Origin of the sequence: Acinetobacter sp. UNC436CL71CviS28 (assembly GCF_000620525.1) — a bacterium.
Lineage (GTDB): Bacteria > Pseudomonadota > Gammaproteobacteria > Pseudomonadales > Moraxellaceae > Acinetobacter > Acinetobacter radioresistens.
On sequence record NZ_JIBB01000014.1, the window covers coordinates 1 to 18,554 of the forward strand.

At 43.0% G+C, this 18,554-nt stretch carries 16 protein-coding genes and 1 pseudogene; 10 read left to right on the top strand and 7 right to left on the bottom strand.

From position 1 onward, the window contains the following. A pseudogene (locus N518_RS16140) lies at positions 1-255 on the bottom strand (IS4 family transposase); the annotation flags it as partial. A 200-nt stretch (positions 256-455) separates the two neighbouring features. Between N518_RS16140 and N518_RS0106780 the strand changes: the two are divergent. The 3 genes from N518_RS0106780 (at position 456) to N518_RS0106790 (ending at position 4,473) form a co-directional block, all read left to right on the top strand. After that, positions 456-1,679 (top strand): acyl-CoA dehydrogenase, encoded by a 1,224-nt coding sequence (locus N518_RS0106780; RefSeq protein ID WP_017401078.1) that lies wholly within the window; start codon positions 456-458, stop codon positions 1,677-1,679. A 213-nt stretch (positions 1,680-1,892) separates the two neighbouring features. Further along, positions 1,893-3,206, top strand: coding sequence for an MFS transporter (locus tag N518_RS0106785; RefSeq protein ID WP_005025647.1), 1,314 nt, complete (start codon positions 1,893-1,895; stop codon positions 3,204-3,206). A 37-nt stretch (positions 3,207-3,243) separates the two neighbouring features. Further along, on the top strand, positions 3,244-4,473 hold the full coding sequence (locus tag N518_RS0106790; RefSeq protein WP_017401077.1) for a CaiB/BaiF CoA transferase family protein: 1,230 nt from the start codon (positions 3,244-3,246) through the stop codon (positions 4,471-4,473). A gap of 65 nt (positions 4,474-4,538) precedes the next feature. Here the strand turns inward: N518_RS0106790 and N518_RS0106795 are convergent, their stop codons facing one another. The 3 genes from N518_RS0106795 to N518_RS0106805 are packed head-to-tail and all read right to left on the bottom strand — an operon-like array spanning position 4,539 to position 6,494. Further along, on the bottom strand, positions 4,539-5,150 hold the full coding sequence (locus tag N518_RS0106795; protein WP_026444094.1) for an OB-fold-containig protein: 612 nt from the start codon (positions 5,148-5,150) through the stop codon (positions 4,539-4,541). Positions 5,151-5,164: 14 nt separating this feature from the next. After that, positions 5,165-5,473, bottom strand: a complete 309-nt coding sequence (locus N518_RS0106800; RefSeq protein ID WP_171054425.1) for a Rieske (2Fe-2S) protein — start codon at positions 5,471-5,473, stop codon at positions 5,165-5,167. A 16-nt stretch (positions 5,474-5,489) separates the two neighbouring features. Further along, complete coding sequence (locus N518_RS0106805; RefSeq protein ID WP_005025651.1) at positions 5,490-6,494, bottom strand: adenosine kinase; 1,005 nt, start codon at positions 6,492-6,494, stop codon at positions 5,490-5,492. A 346-nt stretch (positions 6,495-6,840) separates the two neighbouring features. On the opposite strand from N518_RS0106805, the gene N518_RS0106810 reads away from it, so the two are divergent. Continuing rightward, on the top strand, positions 6,841-9,780 hold the full coding sequence (locus N518_RS0106810; protein WP_026444095.1) for an insulinase family protein: 2,940 nt from the start codon (positions 6,841-6,843) through the stop codon (positions 9,778-9,780). Between the two features lie 25 nt (positions 9,781-9,805). Next, positions 9,806-10,879, top strand: a complete 1,074-nt coding sequence (locus N518_RS0106815) for a phospholipase A (RefSeq protein ID WP_005025655.1) — start codon at positions 9,806-9,808, stop codon at positions 10,877-10,879. Between the two features lie 43 nt (positions 10,880-10,922). Here the strand turns inward: N518_RS0106815 and N518_RS0106820 are convergent, their stop codons facing one another. The 3 genes from N518_RS0106820 to ilvA form a co-directional block, all read right to left on the bottom strand. Next, positions 10,923-12,269: a TrkH family potassium uptake protein gene (locus tag N518_RS0106820; protein WP_017401075.1), complete on the bottom strand. Its 1,347-nt coding sequence runs from the start codon at positions 12,267-12,269 to the stop codon at positions 10,923-10,925. A gap of 1 nt (position 12,270) precedes the next feature. Next, entirely contained in the window at positions 12,271-12,921 is a 651-nt protein-coding gene (locus tag N518_RS0106825; RefSeq protein WP_005014642.1) for a potassium channel family protein, read from the bottom strand. Positions 12,922-13,167: 246 nt separating this feature from the next. Then, positions 13,168-14,706, bottom strand: a complete 1,539-nt coding sequence (gene ilvA, locus N518_RS0106830) for a threonine ammonia-lyase, biosynthetic (protein ID WP_026444096.1) — start codon at positions 14,704-14,706, stop codon at positions 13,168-13,170. Between the two features lie 105 nt (positions 14,707-14,811). Here ilvA and rpiA point away from each other — a divergent pair, with 105 nt between their 5' ends. The 5 genes from rpiA to clpS all read left to right on the top strand — a co-directional run bounded on the left by rpiA (position 14,812) and on the right by clpS (position 18,549). After that, a complete protein-coding gene (gene rpiA / locus N518_RS0106835; protein WP_005025657.1) occupies positions 14,812-15,483 on the top strand; it encodes a ribose-5-phosphate isomerase RpiA in 672 nt (223 codons plus the stop codon). Beyond that, complete coding sequence (locus N518_RS0106840; protein WP_005025659.1) at positions 15,483-16,157, top strand: SprT family zinc-dependent metalloprotease; 675 nt, start codon at positions 15,483-15,485, stop codon at positions 16,155-16,157. Before rpiA ends, N518_RS0106840 begins: the two co-directional genes overlap by 1 nt. Positions 16,158-16,237: 80 nt before the next feature. Next, on the top strand, positions 16,238-17,293 hold the full coding sequence (gene argC, locus N518_RS0106845; RefSeq protein WP_171057111.1) for an N-acetyl-gamma-glutamyl-phosphate reductase: 1,056 nt from the start codon (positions 16,238-16,240) through the stop codon (positions 17,291-17,293). Positions 17,294-17,369: 76 nt separating this feature from the next. Then, complete coding sequence (locus N518_RS0106850; protein WP_100222131.1) at positions 17,370-18,119, top strand: DUF6776 family protein; 750 nt, start codon at positions 17,370-17,372, stop codon at positions 18,117-18,119. 16 nt (positions 18,120-18,135) lie between these two features. Then, positions 18,136-18,549, top strand: coding sequence for an ATP-dependent Clp protease adapter ClpS (gene clpS, locus N518_RS0106855; RefSeq protein ID WP_005014635.1), 414 nt, complete (start codon positions 18,136-18,138; stop codon positions 18,547-18,549). Positions 18,550-18,554: the final 5 nt, after the last annotated feature.

Sequence of the window (18,554 nt, forward strand, 5' to 3'; positions counted from 1 at the left end):
GTCGAATGAAAACATATTGAAAATCAACTGAGAAATTTGACGATAATCAAAATACTGACCTGCAAAGAAGCGCTGCATACGTCGATAAAATGATTGTGGTAAGCACTTGATGGGCAAGGCTTTAGATGCAGAAGAAAGATTACATGTTTGCTTTAAAATAATCACAAGCATGATGAGCGCAAAGCACTTTAAATGTGACTTGTTCCATTTTAGATATTTGTTTAAGATAAGATATAACTCATTGAGATGTGTCATAGTATTCGTCGTTAGAAAACAATTATTATGACATTATTTCAATGAGTTATCTATTTTTGTCGTGTACAGAGAAAAAACTTATAACACGATACAAGATATGCGTAAAAGGAATATCTGAATGAAAAATTATCGTTTGAAGCCTGTTCTGAACAGGAATAGCATTAAATCAATATAAGATATTCAGCAAGGCAAAGGACGCAATGAATCAGATGATCAACACTGAAAAAAAAGCTAAAGTTCATTTTAACTGGCAAGATCCGTTTTTATTAGAACAGCAACTGAATGAAGAAGAACGTATGGTTCGCGATACAGCTGCTGCATATTGCCAAGATAAGCTTATGCCACGTGTTCTGGAACAGTTTCGTCATGAAAAAACCGATCCTGCTATTTTTCGTGAAATGGGTGAGCTAGGACTACTCGGGCCAACTATTCCTGAACAGTACGGTGGTGCCGGTTTAAATTATGTCAGTTACGGTCTGATTGCACGTGAGATTGAGCGAGTGGATTCAGGCTATCGTTCTATGGCCAGTGTACAAAGTTCATTGGTGATGGTGCCAATTAATGAATTTGGCAGTGAAGAACAAAAACAGAAGTACTTACCAAAACTGGCTACAGGTGAATTCATTGGCTGTTTTGGTCTGACTGAACCGGACCATGGTTCTGACCCGGGCAGCATGTCAACTCGTGCTAAAAAGGTAGAAGGTGGATATCGACTCTCAGGCGCAAAAATGTGGATTACTAATAGCCCGATTGCTGATGTATTTGTTGTGTGGGCAAAAGAAGTTTCTACTGAAGGAAATGTTGGCCCAATTCGCGGTTTTATTCTGGAAAAAGGTTGGGACGGGTTATCTGCACCGGCGATACATGGCAAGGTAGGCTTGCGTGCATCGATTACTGGCGAAATTGTTATGGATAATGTGTTCGTACCAGAAGAAAATGCATTTCCAGAAGTCCAGGGATTACGCGGCCCATTTACCTGCCTGAATAGTGCCCGTTACGGCATTGCCTGGGGCGCCATGGGAGCTGCTGAATTTTGCTGGCATACGGCGCATCAGTATACGATGGACCGTAAACAATTTGGCCGCCCGCTTGCGGCTAACCAGCTGATCCAGAAAAAACTGGCAGATATGCAAACTGAGATTGCCCTTGGTTTACAGGTAGCTTTACGTTTTGGTCGTATGAAAGATGAGGGTATTGCTTCAGTTGAAGGCACATCATTGATTAAGCGTAATAACTGCGGTAAGGCGCTTGATATTGCCCGTTTGGCACGTGACATGCTGGGGGGTAACGGTATCAGTGATGAGTTTGGGGTAGCGCGTCATCTGGTTAACCTGGAAGTTGTAAACACCTATGAAGGTACTCATGATGTACATGCCTTGATTTTGGGTCGTGCCCAAACTGGTATAGCTGCTTTTTCAAACTAAACCATTCCAAGAAATTTGCTGAAGATGCCTGAGTGCATCTTCATGGCGAAGCTTTGCCTGAAAATGAACCTGACACGGACTTAAGGATTCATCATGAGCTTCTCTTGGCAAGGATTCCATACACGGATAGTACTTAAAGAAAAATAATAAAAGTCTTCAATGGAACACAAGATAAGACATCGATGACTCATTTGAGAAAATGAGGAATATTAAATGAATAATGAAGTACAAGTAGCGATCAAGCCTATAAAAGGAAATCTACCGTCTAATCTGGGGACTTATGAAAAAATAGGACCGCATACCTGGAAATTTGCACTGTTATTTACTTATTTTGCCATGGTGGTTGATGGTATCGATATTATGTTGCTTTCTTACAGTTTGACCAGTCTGAGAGCTGATTTTGGTCTGAGCGCTTTTCAGGCAGGGGCCTTAGGTAGTGCATCACTCGCCGGTATGGGTGTTGGTGGTGTGTTAGGTGGATGGGCCTGTGATAAATTTGGTCGGGTACGTACCATTGCTCATTCAGTAACCTTCTTTTCAGTTGCTACCTGTTTGCTCGGATTTACTCAAACCTTTGAACAGTTTATGGCATTGCGTTTTATCGGTGCTCTCGGGATAGGCGCATTATATATGGCCTGCAATACCCTGATGGCTGAGTATGTGCCAACAACTTACCGTACCACCGTACTCGGAACATTACAGACCGGGCAAACTGTGGGCTATATCGTAGCCACTTTATTGGCCGGCTCTATTATTCCTGAACATGGCTGGCGGGTTTTATTTTTTATTACCGTTATTCCGGCATTTATCAATATTTTCTTGCAGCGTTTCGTGCCTGAACCTAAATCATGGCAACTCAATAAAATTGCGGTGCTACAGGGAACTGCTCAAGTTCAGGATCAAGAAGCAGCACCAAAAGGCGGCAGTATCTATAAACAGATTTTTAGAAATTTTAAACATCGAAAAATGTTTTTACTGTGGATGACGACAGCATTTTTTCTGCAATTTGGCTATTACGGTATTAATAACTGGATGCCTAGCTATCTGGAAACTGAAGTTCATATGAATTTTAAAAACCTGACCAGCTATATGGTGGGTTCTTACACTGCAATGATTCTTGGGAAAATTCTGGCGGGCTTCTTGGCTGACAAGTTTAACCGTCGGGCAGTTTTCGTATTCGGTACTATTGCCAGTGCAATCTTCCTGCCGGTCATTATTTTCTTTAATACCCCAGATAATATTTTATACCTGCTTATTACCTTTGGCTTTCTTTATGGCATTCCGTATGGAGTCAATGCAACCTATATGGCGGAGTCGTTCTCAACGGATGTACGTGGTACAGCCATTGGTGGTGCCTATAACATTGGACGTGTTGGGGCAGCAATTGCACCTGCAACGATCGGTTTCTTAGCCTCGGGCGGTACTTTTACGATGGCATTTATTGTCATGGGAGCAGCTTATTTTATTGCAGGCGTATTACCAGGACTGTTTATTCGTGACCGGCAATATGATCCACAACAACAGTAAAAGGCAAGCATAAATTCTTTGATATAAGGAGACAAACATGGGTGCATTGCAGGGAATAAGGGTTCTGGACCTGAGCCGTGTACTGGCCGGACCATGGTGTGGACAGATTTTGGCAGATCTGGGAGCAGAAGTAATTAAGGTTGAACGACCAGGTACAGGTGATGATACTCGTATGTGGGGGCCACCCTGGATGCTTGATCAAAACGGAGAACAAACTCGTGAATCGGGATATTTCCAGTGTACAAACCGTAATAAACACTCAGTCGCTATTGATATGGCCACTCATGAAGGCCAGGAGCTGATCCGGGAGATGGCTAAAACAGCCGATGTAGTAATTGAAAATTATAAGGCAGGTTCACTGGTACGTTATGGACTGGATTATGACAGCCTTAAGGTTTTAAATCCTCAACTTGTATATTGTTCAATCACTGGTTTTGGTCAGGATGGACCACGAGCTGCTGAACCTGGCTATGATTTTATTATACAGGGTATGGCCGGCCTGATGAGTATTACTGGGGAACCAGACAGTATACCAGGTGGTGGTGCACAGAAGGTAGGCGTTGCAGTGGTAGATCTTCAAACCGGGTTATATGCCACAATTGCGATTCAGGCTGCATTACTGGCGCGTCAGCACACTGGACGGGGACAATACATTGATATGTCTTTACTGGATGTGCAGATTGCCGGTCTGGCGAATCAGGGGATGAATTACCTGAGTTCAGGTAAAGCGCCCCAGCGTATGGGAAATACACATCCAAATATTGTTCCCTATCAGACTTTCAGGGCGAAAGATAAAGAGTTTATTGTAGCCTGTGGAAATGATAGACAATTCAGGGAACTATGTATCGCTATTGACCGGAAGGATTTATTAGGGCGTTCTGAATTTTTAACCAACCAGAGCCGGGTAAAACACCGGCATGAACTGGTGGGTATACTGTCAGATTATTTTCTGCAAGAAAATGCCCAGTATTGGGTAGAGCGAATCCATGCAGTGAAAGTACCAGTCGGTATGATAAATTCGATAGAAGAGGCATTTGCAGAGCCGCAAGTACAGGCAAGACAGATGCTGGTCAAGCTGCCCCATGTGCTTAATCCTGCATTCAGAGTTATAGGCTCGCCAATCAAATTATCAGATACGCCAGTAGAATACTGGCAAGCACCACCACGACTGGGTGAGCATACTGGCCAGATTCTCCGAGAGTTTAAAACCGAAGAGCAATTACAGCTTTTGCGTGAGAATAAGGTCATTGATGGACTGGACTTGTAATTTTATTACCATGCAATGGTAGAAAAATTATATATATTTTACTTTTTAAATGGTTTATCAAGACTCTATAATTCCGGATTGAACAGGCGGTTTGATTCGGAAATTTTCTTGGCCATATAATGTGATTTTTTAAACCGAATCAAGATTACCTGTGACTGAAATTCCAATTCACCAAATTCTGGCTCAACCTGTACATAATGTAGCTGTCCAAACTCATCTCTGACTCTGGCCTGGGCTGAGAAGCCTGGTCTTGCGCTACCACTAGAGATCGTTGCCAGTCGCCCCAGCAGGCTGGTATTTTTTTGGTTCAGCTTGGGTTTAATCACCTGATCCAGGTAATGGATCATGAACATGGTAAAGAAAATTGCAATAATCAGAGCAGGTAAAATAATATAAAAAGGTGAAATCAGCTGCTGTTGATTGGCGAAGTAAACGAACTGCAAAAAATACCCTGCAAAGCTAAAGTTCATAAGCAAAAATACAAAGATCAGAACCTTGGAAAACTTTACATCGAAGAGGGGGGAGTTCGAGATCCAGACCGGTATAAAGCGTTTGAGTAAATCGCTGGGCCGAAAACCGAACTGCATGCCGATAGTTTCTGCCATGCTGAGCAACACTAAAGCCAATAAACTGACATTAAATGGCATCAAATAATAATTAAGCAGCAGCGCAGCCATGACAGAACCTTTAATTAATTTTCTAGATAAATGCCGCCGTCAGAATGGACCTTAATGGCAACTTTCTCAAGCGACTGACCCTGACAAGGACCAGAAATACACTCTCCTGTCTCGACCAGGAACAAGGCACCATGAGTCGAGCATTCTATGAATTCCTGATCACGGTCGAGAAACTGGTTCTCTAAAAATTCAAGCTCGGTTTGCAGATGCGGACAAAGATTCTGGTAAGCATAAAAACATCCGTCGCGCTGGGTGATAAAAATATTATCACCATTAGCCGTTTCATAGCTGCGGGCTTCACGTTCTGGTATATCTTCAGTCAAGCATATTCTTTCCATATTATGCAGTTTCCTTTTTAAATTTTTGCAAGAGCTGACGGTATTGCTCCAGAGTTAACCGGGGGCCAAAATTTGCAACCACTTCACTAGAAATTAAAATAGCCAGTTCTGCCGCAGTTTTTATATCCATACCTGCATTCATAGCATAAAGTAGAGCCCCAGCAAATGCATCACCTGCGCCATTGGCATCTACAGCGATTACGCTACGACCTGGTACCTGCAAATGCTGTTCGGCTGTAGCAAGTATTGCACCCTGTGCGCTGCGGGTAATAACAACATACCGACTTTTAAATTTCAATTTTTCTAAGGCCTGCTCTGCAGTTGAGGCGCCGGTATACATCATGGCTTCATGTTCATTACAGAATAGCAGGTCTACACCGTCATCAATCATTTCGTCCAGTCCTTCACGTGCATACTGCACCATAGCCGGATCAGATAAAGTCAGCGCAATTTTTACCCCATGTGTACGAGCAATACGACGTGCTTCACGTACAGCGGCACGTGCAGTGGGGCTGGTTGACAGATAACCCTCAATATATAACCACTTTGCAGTTTGAAGAGGCGAGAAATCAATCTGGGTTTCCGAGAGTTCAGCAGTAATCCCAAGATAGGTTTGCATGGTACGTTCAGAATCTTCACTGATGAGTACCATGCAGGTACCAGTTACACCATCACTAATTGACTTGGCACTGGTTTTTACATCGGCTGCATTTAAACCGTTAAGATAAACTAGGCCAAGCTCATCATTACCTACACGACAGGCATAAAATGCTTTACCGCCTAGGGCGCTAAATGCCACCGTTGTATTGGCTGCTGAGCCACCGCTTGCCTGACCTTTATAAACTTGGGTTGCTTTCAGATTCTCATATAAGGCTGACTGAACATCACCTTCGGCCAGTTGCATGGTACCTTTTTGCAGATTCTGCTGAGTGAGGAATTCATCAGTAACTCTAAATTCTTGGTCAATTAATGCATTGCCAATTGCAAAAAGGTCAACAGTCGCCATGTTTCTCGCCATTTATCATATAAAAAAACAAGTTTACCTTAATGCTTATGTTTCTTATAGATTAATGAATAAAATTCAATACGTTTATTAAAAGAGGGGGTGCGTTCTTCATTCCTCCCTATTGAAATAGAGGGTTAGCAACTATTTTACTTTAGCTGAACTGGAATTAGGACCATACTGAATCTAGCCATCTTGAAACCTACTGTTTATTTGAGACAAGGTTGAAAAAACCGATCATGCCATCATTAAAAATCTATTGTTTTAGTCAGGTTTAAAACGTGAATTGTGACTAAAACTATAGGTATAATGCAATTTATTGAATATTTTAAAAGTATGAGGAGATCACATGACTGTCGATGTCACTGAAACCATTAATCAAACTGTTCATCCCGCGTTTCAGTTGGTACGTCAACACCATGTCGAGGCCCTAGACATTTTAGTGTCTGAATACAAACACAAGGTTACAGGGGCGGTGCATTACCATCTAGCCACTGACTATGATGAAAACGTATTCTTGGTAGCTTTTCGTACCCAGCCCATGGATTCAAAAGGTACTGCTCATATTTTGGAGCATACTGCTTTATGTGGCTCAGAAAAATTTCCGGTCCGTGATCCATTCTTTTTAATGATCCGCCGTTCATTAAATACTTTCATGAATGCTTTTACAGCGGCAGACTGGACAGCCTATCCGTTTGCGACCCAAAACAAGAAAGATTTTCAGAACCTGTTATCTGTTTATCTCGATGCAGCCTTTGCTGCAAACCTGAATCCTCTGGATTTTGCTCAGGAAGGTATTCGGGTAGAGCTCGAAGATGACCAGCCTGTCTATAAAGGCGTGGTTTTTAATGAAATGAAGGGGGCGATGAGTTCACCTTCAGATCAGTTGTATCATCAGCTGGCAGAACATTTATTCCCACAAACCACTTATCATTATAATTCAGGTGGTGATCCTAAAGACATTCCTGATCTGACTTATGAGCAGCTAGTCGATTTTTATAAGTCGCATTATCATCCAAGTAATGCAGTCTTTATGACTTTTGGTAATCTTTCGGCGTATGAGTTGCAGGAACAGTTTGAAACACTGGCTTTAAACAAGTTTAAACCTGGAAAAACACTCTATTCTACTCCGGAAAAACGCCTGTCAGCCCCTATAGAGGTTACTGAAACTTATGCAGTAGATGGCGATGAGCTAACAGATAAAACTTATCACGTATTGGGCTGGTTGTTACCTCAGGCTAGTGACATCAAATTGCGTTTAGGTATGCGTCTGGTTGAAGGCATATTACTGGAAGACTCGGCTTCACCCTTACGGCATTATCTGGAAACCTGTGGATATGCACAGTCTACAGGCCCGTTTATGGGAGTAGATGACAGCAACTTTGAGATGACTTTTTATTGTGCAGTGCAAGGTTCTAATCCGGAGCATGCACAGACATTTAAAGAAGGCGTACTTAATATCTTGCAGGAAGTGGCATCAAAACCTGTAGAGTCAAAACTGATTGAAGCAATTTTGCATCAGATCGAACTGCATCAGCGTGAAATTGGTGGTGATGGTACACCTTATGGCCTCAGTCTAATCTTGAATGGTTTGAGTAGTGCTATTCATCACAATGACCCGATTCATGTATGGGATGTCGACAGCGCGATTGAACAGGTAAGAGAAGAACTAAAAGATCCAATGTGGCTGTCTAGCCTGATCCAGACTTATCTGCTTGATAACCCGCATCGTGTTCAACTGACGCTGGTTCCTGATGCTGAAAAGTCTCTAAAGGATGAGCAGGCTGAAAAAGCTCGTCTGGCTAAACTCGCTGAGACATTGTCTGAAGCAGACCGTAAACAGATTCTGGAAAATACAGAAGCATTGAAGCAACGTCAGAATATGGAAGATGATCTGGACCTGTTACCTAAAGTAGGTTTGGAGGATGTGCCTGAAGAGCTGCACATTGTACAGGGTCAGCTGCGTGAAATTATCTGTAATAATCTGGATACCCCTTTAAATCTTTACCATGCTGGAACAAATGGTATTTATTATCAGCAGGTGCTGATCCAGATTCCTGACGAGATAATAAATTCACCTTACTTTAACTTGCTGTCAGTCCTGATGGGTGAGGTGGGTGCAGGAGAGTATGGCTATCTTGAACTGCAACAGCTGCAAACTGCAGTGAGTGGTGGGTTAGGCATGGGTGCTTCATTACGCAGCAAAGTTAATGATAAAGGTCGTATAAGTGCCTGGCTGACATTAACCACTAAGTCACTGGTTAATAAATTTGATGCGATCCATCTACTTAAGCTAGCTTTTGAGCAGCTTCGTTTTGATGAAAAAAGCCGTATCATAGAACTTCTGCAACAGCGTAAAACCCGTTGGCATTCACGGATTTCCGGCTCAGGACATAGTTATGCGATGCAAACAGCGTCACGTAACATGAGTGCACTGGCTCGTCGTGATTACCATACGACAGGACTGGGTGCGCTCAACTGGATGACAGATCTGGTCAGCAAGATTGAAAAAGATGAGGCAGAGTATCATCGCCTTATTGATGAGTTGAAGTTAATTCATCGCAAACTGTTACAGGCTCCTAAACAGTTTTTGCTGGTGTGTGAAGAACACCAGACTGAACGCTTGTTGGAAGAAATCCAGGACGTATGGAATAAACTGGCTGTAGATCAAACTCAAGCTGAGCTGACTCAGGTTAAATTCGAAGATAATAACGCGGATGAAGCCTGGTTAATCCAGTCTAATGTTCAGTTCTGTGCCTCAGCTTATCAGGCTGTTGAAGTCTCCCACCCAGATGCTGCACCGCTAATGGTATTGGCTGCATACTTGCGTAACGGCTTTTTGCATAGCGCTATTCGTGAAAAAGGTGGGGCTTATGGTGGAGGAGCCAGCTATGATGGTAATGCTTGCAGTTTCCGTTTCTATAGTTATCGCGATCCACGTCTCGCAGAAACTTTCAACGACTTTGATTCAAGCTTGAACTGGTTATTTAATGCTGAACAAAAACCACACCAGTTAGAAGAGGCTATTCTTGGTTTGGTTGCCAGTATGGATAAGCCGGGTTCTCCAGCGGGTGAAGCTATTACAGCATGTTATGCATTACTGCATGAACGTACGCCAGCCTTTAGAAAAATCTTGCGTCAGCGTATATTACAGACTACTTTTGATGATCTGAAACGGGTTGTAAATATTTATCTGACCGGTCAGAAACCGGTTAGAGCGGTGGTTGCACCATTTGCAAAGCGTGATGAATTAGTACAACTCGGTTTTGAAATTAAACAAGTCAAATAAATAAAACTGAAAACTGGAGAATAAAATGTCGTTCAAAGCCTTTGAACGGCCCTCACTTCAGCTGGGTATCCTTGCGATACTTGGCGTGGTGGTGGTGTCTACAAGCCATGCGGAAGATCCTGCGGCGGCTAAACCTGCGAGTGCACAAGCATGTGTAGGACTTGCTTCCAATGCAGATCGTCTGGCCTGTTATGATGCATTGTTTGTGGTACCCGAAGCAGAAAAACCTTTAGTGGTGGCTCAACGCAAAGCAGTAGAAGATCCAAAAATTGATCCGAATGTTTCATTGCTGGACCGCCGTTGGGAGCTTTCTCCAGAAAGCAAGCTCGGTACATGGAATATTCGTGCGCACCAGCCAGTCTATTTGCTGCCAGCTTATTGGACCAGCGATAAAAATGAAACACCTTCGAGTCCAAATCCTGAAAATACAGTCTCTGCAGAAGATGCACAGGACCTTAAGTCAATTGAAGCCAAGTTCCAGATTTCCTTTAAAACCAAAGCGGCAGAAAATATATTTGGTGATAATGGCGACCTATGGTTAGGTTATACCCAGTCGTCACGCTGGCAGGTATATAACGAAGATGAATCCCGTCCGTTTCGGGAAACTAATTATGAACCTGAAGTCAGCCTGATGTTCCGCACGAATTATAATTTGCTAGGTTTAAACGGCCGGTTACTGGGTTTGACTTTTAATCACCAGTCTAACGGCCGTGCAGATCCTTTATCGCGTAGCTGGAACCGTATCATTATGAATGTCGGGCTTGAGCGTGAAAATTTTGCTCTTATGCTGCGACCTTGGTACCGTATTGAGGAAAATGCAAGTGATGACAACAATGCAGATATTGATGACTACATCGGCCGTGGAGATTTAACGGCCTTCTATCGCTGGAAAGATCATGATTTCTCTTTGATGTTGCGGCACTCTTTAAAAGGAGGCGATGACTCACATGGTGCTGCCCAATTTGACTGGGCATTCCCAATTAGCGGCAAATTGCGTGGACATTTTCAATTGTTTGATGGTTATGGCGAGAGCTTGATTGATTATAATCACCGTGCTACCTATGTGGGTCTGGGTGTTTCACTCATGAACTGGTACTAGAGCCCTACTGTAAAAAACCACTCTCAAGAGTGGTTTTTTTAATTTAACCGATCTGGATATCGGTTGGCGGGTGCTTAAGCCGGCTCTTCTTTGGAGTTGCAATCAGATATGCTAATGTTAAAGGACCAAGCCGGCCGGCATACATCAGAAAAATAAGGATCATTAAGCTGCCAGAACTCAGTTCACCGGTAATCCCGCGCGATAAACCTACAGTACATGCAGCAGAGACAATTTCGAATAGCAGATCCAAAAAGTTTTGCCGGGGTTCCAGCAGAAGAATCAGGAAAAATCCTCCAAAGATTAAAATGCAGGTAATCATGGCGACGGCCAGTGCCTTCACTGTGGTTTCCTGTGAGATTGAATGGTTAAAAGTACGGACTTCCTCATTACGACGCAAGAAAGAAATTACGCTGAGCAGTAAGACTACAAATGTACTTACTTTAATACCACCTGCCGTGCTGAGAGAGCCGCCTCCAATAAACATCAATAACATCACCACTAACGTCGAAGTACTCGTCATTGAACCTGTATCAATGGTATTTAGGCCAGAGGAACGTGGCGCAGTGGCCTGAAACCAAGCATGTACAGCCTGTTCACCCAGATTTAGTTGACCGAACGTCTGATAATTGGTTGCTTCTAACATCCAGATCACTATAAAAGCCAACAGATTGATAATGGCAATGGAACTCAATACCAGCTTGCTGTTGGCGCTAAGTTTGCTCCAGCTTTTAGAGCGTTTTATATCCATGAGTACAATAAAACCGATTCCTCCAATGATATAGAGCAGGCTAATAACCAAGTAAACCAGATATTGCCCTTCAAAGCTCATCAGGCTATCGCCAAAAATAGAAAAACCGGCATTGTTAAATGAAGAAATACTGTAAAAAATTGCATAATGCAGGCTAGTTGGAAAGCCGTATTCAGGCGTAAATAATACCGTTAATATGACTGTGCCGATGAGCTCAAAAAATAAAGTATAGAAAAAAACGCCTTTGGCTATAAAAGTGACTTTAGACAGATTGGTTTGTCCGGTAGCAGTTTGTGCCATCATCTGCTGTCTGAGACGTACTTTAGGAGAAAGGCTCAGTGCTGCCAAAATGGCAAAGGTCATAAAACCTAGGCCCCCGCTCTGAATAAGGAGCAAGAGTACTGTCTGGCCAAAACCTGTTAGAGAGTCATGAACACTGATGGTGGATAAACCAGTAATTGTAACTGCCGATGTAGCAGTAAATAATGCATCCATCCAGCTCAAATGGCCGTGGTGAGAGATAGGCAGGCGCAACAACAGGGTTCCAACCAGAATGAAACTTAAAAATCCTAAAGCCAGGAGTGTAGGAGGGCTCAGGTTAATAGTTCGTTGTGTGAGATGTCTAAAATTAGGAAAATGCATGTTAGAGAAAACGCATTGAAAGTCTTTGGAGCTGCTCCAGAGAGCCTTCTATGATTAAAATATCCCCATACTTTAAAGTGAAATCTGGAGCAGGCTCATAAAAAATTTCTTTGCCGCGCTTTAAAAGCAGCAGATGAACTTTTGCGACCTGGTTAATCAGGCCAAACAGATGCACACCTTCAAGTTTATTTTCAATATTGATCCGAACTATAAAATGATCATCCTCAAGTGCCATGTAACGGCTGACCATAGGATAATTTAAAGCTTGGGCGACCCTGACCCCCATATCTTCTTCAGGGTGAATGATCTTGTCGATGCCTAAATGACTCAGAATCATATGATGTGCCTTGGTCTTGGCTTTCACCCAGATCTTGTTTACCCCCATGTTTTTCAGGTGTAGAACACATAAAATACTGGCTTCAATATCCTCACCAATTGCCACTACGACAGCATCACAATCCTGAATATTAAGCTCTTCGAGCACATGTTCATCAGTCGCATCCGCAATCACTGCATGTGATAACTGGTCACCAATATTTTCAACGTGACGTTTAACCAGATCTATACCAATCACGTCATGCTTGAGGCGGGTAAGTTCGGTAGCGACAGTAGCTCCAAAGCTACCCAGACCAATTACGGTAAATAAAGCCATTCAGAAAACCTGCTATCTTTCTTCTAAAGTCTGCACTGTAAAGAGTACAAAGCTTAATCTATTATACAGCGTGATAATATCACTTTAGTTTTAATTGTTTTGAGGTTGCTGTGTTACAAAAAATACAGGGTATTACCTTAATAAAAAAGAAAATTTTAAAGTGTATTAAAACCCCAAACGGGTAGGCTTAAATAAAATGATATAAAATAAAAAACCGGCTCTAGGCCGGCTTCTATTTACCAAAAACTATTTAAGAAAACGCTTATAGCCAATATTATGAGTTATTTCCTCATACGGATAAGTGATTGTTTTCAAGGTTTCAATTATTCCGTCCGGATTCTGCTTGGCATCTGTCGCCTCCATACCCACCAGGACCCGTCCTTCAGCTGCGCCATGGTTGCGGTAGTGGAACAGGGTAATATTATGAGTCGGGCCAAGGCGTTCAAGGAACGTCAGCAGGGCACCTGGACGTTCCGGAAACTCTACCCGGAACAGGCGCTCATTTTCAATATTGGCATGGCCACCAATCAAATAGCGGATGTGCAGCTTGGCAACTTCATCATCGGACAGGTCATCCACCTCGTAACTTTCTTTTAGCAGGTTATGGATTTCATGGCGTTCTGCTTCACCACCTTTTAAACTGATGCCCACAAAAACCTGTGCCGAGTCACTTTCACTGGCGCGGTAGTTAAATTCAGTAATATTACGACCTTGCAGGGTTCGGCAAAATTGTAAAAAGGCACCTTTCTGTTCAGGAATGGTTACAGCATAGATTGCTTCACGACGTTCCCCCAGTTCTGTACGTTCAGCGATATAGCGTAATCGGTCAAAGTTCATGTTTGCACCGCAAACAATAGACACAATATTTTTACCAGTCAGTTTATGCTGTTCAATATACTTTTTAATACCTGCCAATGCCATTGCACCCGAAGGTTCGACAATACTGCGGTTTTCATCAAATGTTTCTTTAATTGCTGCACAAATTTCGTCTGTATTTACCAGAACAACCTCAGGCTCAACAATCGGGCCCGAATTATCAGATTTCTGCAAGCGGATTACTTCAAAAGGCTTTTCACCAATCTGTGCTACGGCTGTACCATCTGCAAACAGGCCTACCGATGGCAAAATTACACGCTCACCAGATTCTAGGGCTGCCTTTAAACAGGCTGATTCATCATATTCGACAGGAATCACTTTTACATGTGGCGCAACATCACCTAAATAGGCAGCTATACCTGCTATCAGGCCACCGCCACCTACTGCAACAAATACATATTCTACATCACGCCACTGGCGCAAAATTTCATTGGCGATGGTCCCTTGTCCGGCCATAACCAGTTCATCGTCATAAGGCGGGATAAAAGTCACACCTTCTTCTGATGCACGTTGAATTGCATATTTGTTGGCAATATCAAAAGAATCGCCGTGCAGAACCACTTCACCACCAAGGCGTTTTACAGCCTGAATTTTAATATCTGGTGTGGTTTTTGGCATAACAATAATGGCACGAATTCCCAGTTTCTTTCCAGACAGGGCAACACCTTGGGCATGGTTACCTGCTGAAGCTGTAATTACGCCACGTTCTAGCTGAGTTTTGGGTAATTGGCTAATGCGGTTATAAGCACCGCGCAGCTTAAATGAAAAAACTGGCTGTAAGTCTTCACGTTTAAAGCGAATATTGTTGTTTAGTTTTTCACTAATTCGTGGCGCTGCTTCGAGTGGGGTTTCGATTGCAACATCATAAACCGTTGCTTGTAAAATTTGTCGAACCAAACGAGACAGCATGTTAATCTTCCATCTAACAGTTTAAAATAGGGGCTTATTGTAACAAACCCCTGTACATTTGCGCCGTTTAATTGGCCAATTTGCTAAAAATAGTTGAGTGAAGTCATGAGTCTGTATACCACCCAAGATGAAAAAAAACAGGCAGCTGCCAAAGCGGCGCTAAAACATTTGCCTCGAGGCGGTATTTTGGGCGTAGGCACAGGGAGCACGGTTAATTTCCTGATCGAGTTATTGCCAGAGCTGCAACTTGAAGCAGCAGTGGCCAGTTCTAATGCAACAGCAGAGCGACTGAAAAAACTGGGCATTGAAGTGGTTGACATGAACCATGTTGGCGGTCTGGATGCCTACGTCGATGGTGCAGATGAAATCGACCGTCATATGCATATGATTAAAGGGGGCGGTGCAGCACTGACTCGTGAAAAGATTGTTGCTTCAATTGCCAAGAAATTTGTTTGTATTGTAGATGACTCGAAGTGGGTAGAACAGCTGGGCCGTGATTTTCCTTTGCCTGTAGAAGTCATTCCTATGGCACGTTCTGCAGTAGCGCGTAAACTGGTAAGTCTGGGTGGCGATCCGGTATATCGTGAAGGGGTGATTACAGATAATGGTAATGTGATTCTGGATATCTATAATCTGAATATCTTGAACGCACTCGAACTTGAAAAAACCATCAATAATATTCCTGGAGTGGTAACCAACGGTATATTTGCGATCAACAAAGCTGATATTGCAATTGTGGCCACCAATAATGGCATTGAAGAGCGTACAGCCATTTAATGCAGCAGGCTGAATTACCTGAAATCAGAATTGTTCGGCATGCAACAGCAAAGCGTTTGCGCTTGCGTGTCGAACCACAAGGGGTGCGGCTCACTGTACCTCTGCGTTGTACTAAGAAACAGATAGAACAGTTTTTATCTCAGGCAGAGAACTGGTTGTTAGAGACATGGCATAAACAGCAGAGCCAGATACCAGATCTGTTTTCTATTCCAGAGTCTATAAAATTTTTTAATTGCCCTGCTGAGCTTGCAATAAAGCAATGTGCGCAAAAAAACTCTTTTATTTTAAATATAGAGCAGCAGATTCTTATTAATCAGAATCACCCTGAACATAGCTTAAAAGCCTGTGTAATAGATCAGGCAAAGCAGCTGCTACCTGATTATCTCGAATCCATAAGTCAGGAAATTGGGTTGCCGTATAAAACATGCAGTATTCGCCAGCCCAAGACCCGGTGGGGGAGTTGCAGCAGCGTACATGATATTATGCTGCATGCAGGCGCGATATTAATGCCAGAGCAACTGGTGTGCTACTTGTGTATTCATGAACTGGCACATACCCGGCATTTTAATCATAGTCCTCTGTTTTGGGCAGAAGTGGCGCGGCATGATCCAGATTATCTGGTGCACCGCCAGCAGCTTAAGAGTTATAAGTTACCTGGCTGGTGGTATATATAGACTGTGATCTGATGCAGTTGCACATTGTAGAAAATGAGATGAACTGCCATACTAGCCGGGTTTAGGTAAACCTTGAGGAAATAAGAGTGATTTCTGTCGGAATTGTGGGTGGTACAGGTTATACAGGCGTTGAATTGCTACGTCTTTTATTACGGCATCCCGATGTTCAAGTCAGTGTACTCACCTCACGTACAGAAGCAGGCAAGCGTGTAGATGACATGTTCCTAAGTCTGCGCGGCTATACCGATCTCCAGTTTTCAGACTTGGATATGAATGTCCTGAAACATTGTGACGTGGTGTTTTTTGCCACACCGCACGGTGTTGCCATGAAGCACGCTGCCGAGCTGGTTGCTGCTAATACCAAAGTGATTGATCTGGCAGCTGACTTCCGTTTACAGAACTTACAGCAGTTCGAGAAATGGTATGGTCTGGAACATAGCTGTCCGGATATATTGACTGAATCAGTTTACGGTTTAACCGAACTTAACCGTGAAAAAATCAAGCAGGCTAAGGTAGTAGGAAATCCGGGCTGTTATCCAACTACGGTTCAACTTGGTCTGGCGCCACTATTTAAATCTGAACAAGAGCTGGTTAAACCAGCCAGTATTATTATTGATGCTAAGTCTGGCGTTTCAGGGGCGGGTCGTAAAGCCAGTCTTGGCATGATTTACAGCGAAAATGCCGATAATTTTAAAGCTTATGGTGTTGCCGGTCACCGTCATCATCCAGAGATAGTAGAGGCGTTAGAGAACATTTCTGGCCAGAGCGGTGTATTTGACCAGATTCTGTTTATTCCACATCTGGTACCGATGATTCGCGGTATGTTCAGTACTATTTATGTTGATTTAACTGAACAGGGACAAAATACTGATCTACAGTCACTTTATGAAATCTTTTATGCCGATGAACAGTTTGTTGATGTAATGCCATCCAGTAGCTCACCTGAAACTCGTAGTGTACGTGGTGCCAACCAGTTACGTATTGCCCTGTATAAGCCACAGCCAACAAAACTGGTTATTTTAGTGGTTCAGGACAATCTTGTTAAAGGTGCAGCGGGTCAAGCGGTACAAAATATGAACCTAATGTTTGGTTTTGCTGAAAATGCTGGTCTGACCGGTATTGGCTTATTACCATAAAAAACGCTTTTGAACTTCACACATATTTATTTTTAGATTTAAATGTGTGCTTTGAAAAAATTTTTGTATTTTAGAGATGACGATGCAAAACACAGAACCTAATACCACGTCACATAAAGTGAAGAAGCCATTTTTGCAAACCAATATGCCATTGGTTATGGGAGGAGCACTTCTGACATTAGGAAGCCTGGCATTAGGATATTCAGTTGGCCATCGTCAAGGCTTGTCAGTGGTCGGTTATGATGCAGATGCCGAGCAACTGGTTGAAGTGGTCCAGAAGCAGAAAACTGCTCTAAATGCCTTGAACAAGAGCTTGAATGCAGCAATTCAGGAGCGCGATGTGGCGGTAAGCAATTCTAACGATTTGTATACTGCATTAAATGAAGCCCGTGCCAAGCAGTCTCAGGTTGAGGGTATGAGCCTGATCTATCGTGAAGTACTACGTGACCGTGGTGGCCTGAGTCTGACTATACAAAATTTGGGAATTAAACCGCTTTCTGAAAATGCTTATGAGTACCAGCTTGATCTGGTACAGGTCAGCCCCAATAAACGTCGTGCTTCAGGTTCGGTTGAGCTGCGCCTGATTCAGGGCACAGAGGTGCTGGTTGTACCTCTTGAAGACAATAAATTTAATTTCGAAGACTTTGAGCGTCTGACCGGGCGCTGGACTATGCCAAAAGGCTTTACACCTCAATTTATTGAGGTCCGTTTAACTGGAGCAGGCACGCCAGTCATCAAGCGTTTCAGCTGGCAACGTGGAAAACCTGTTGAAAATTCATCAGCATTTATTTCTGAAATTCCTCAAGCAGAAGCAAATGCACAGTAAGTGAAATAAAGATTGTATGCGAGCTACTAAGCGTAAAATAACCTTAAACGAAGTGAAAGCCTCTTTTTGTCAGACCGGCCTAGTTGATTGGCATCTTAATCCACGCTTAAGCGATTCGCAAAATGATGAAGCTGATGGAGAAATTGCAGTTAAACCTGCACCTCCGCAGTTAAAAAAACCACCCCTGTATGCCGTTGTTTTACTAAATGATGACTACACCCCAATGGACTTTGTAATTGAAATTTTACAACAATACTTTGCATTAAATCTTGACCAGGCAACTCAAGTAATGCTAACAGTACATTATGAAGGAAAAGGGGTTGCTGGCATCTATCCGCGAGATATTGCGGAGACCAAGGCAAACCAAGTAAACAATTATGCTCGGTCGCAAGGTCATCCATTACTTTGCCAAATTGAGCCAAAAGATTAAGGGGG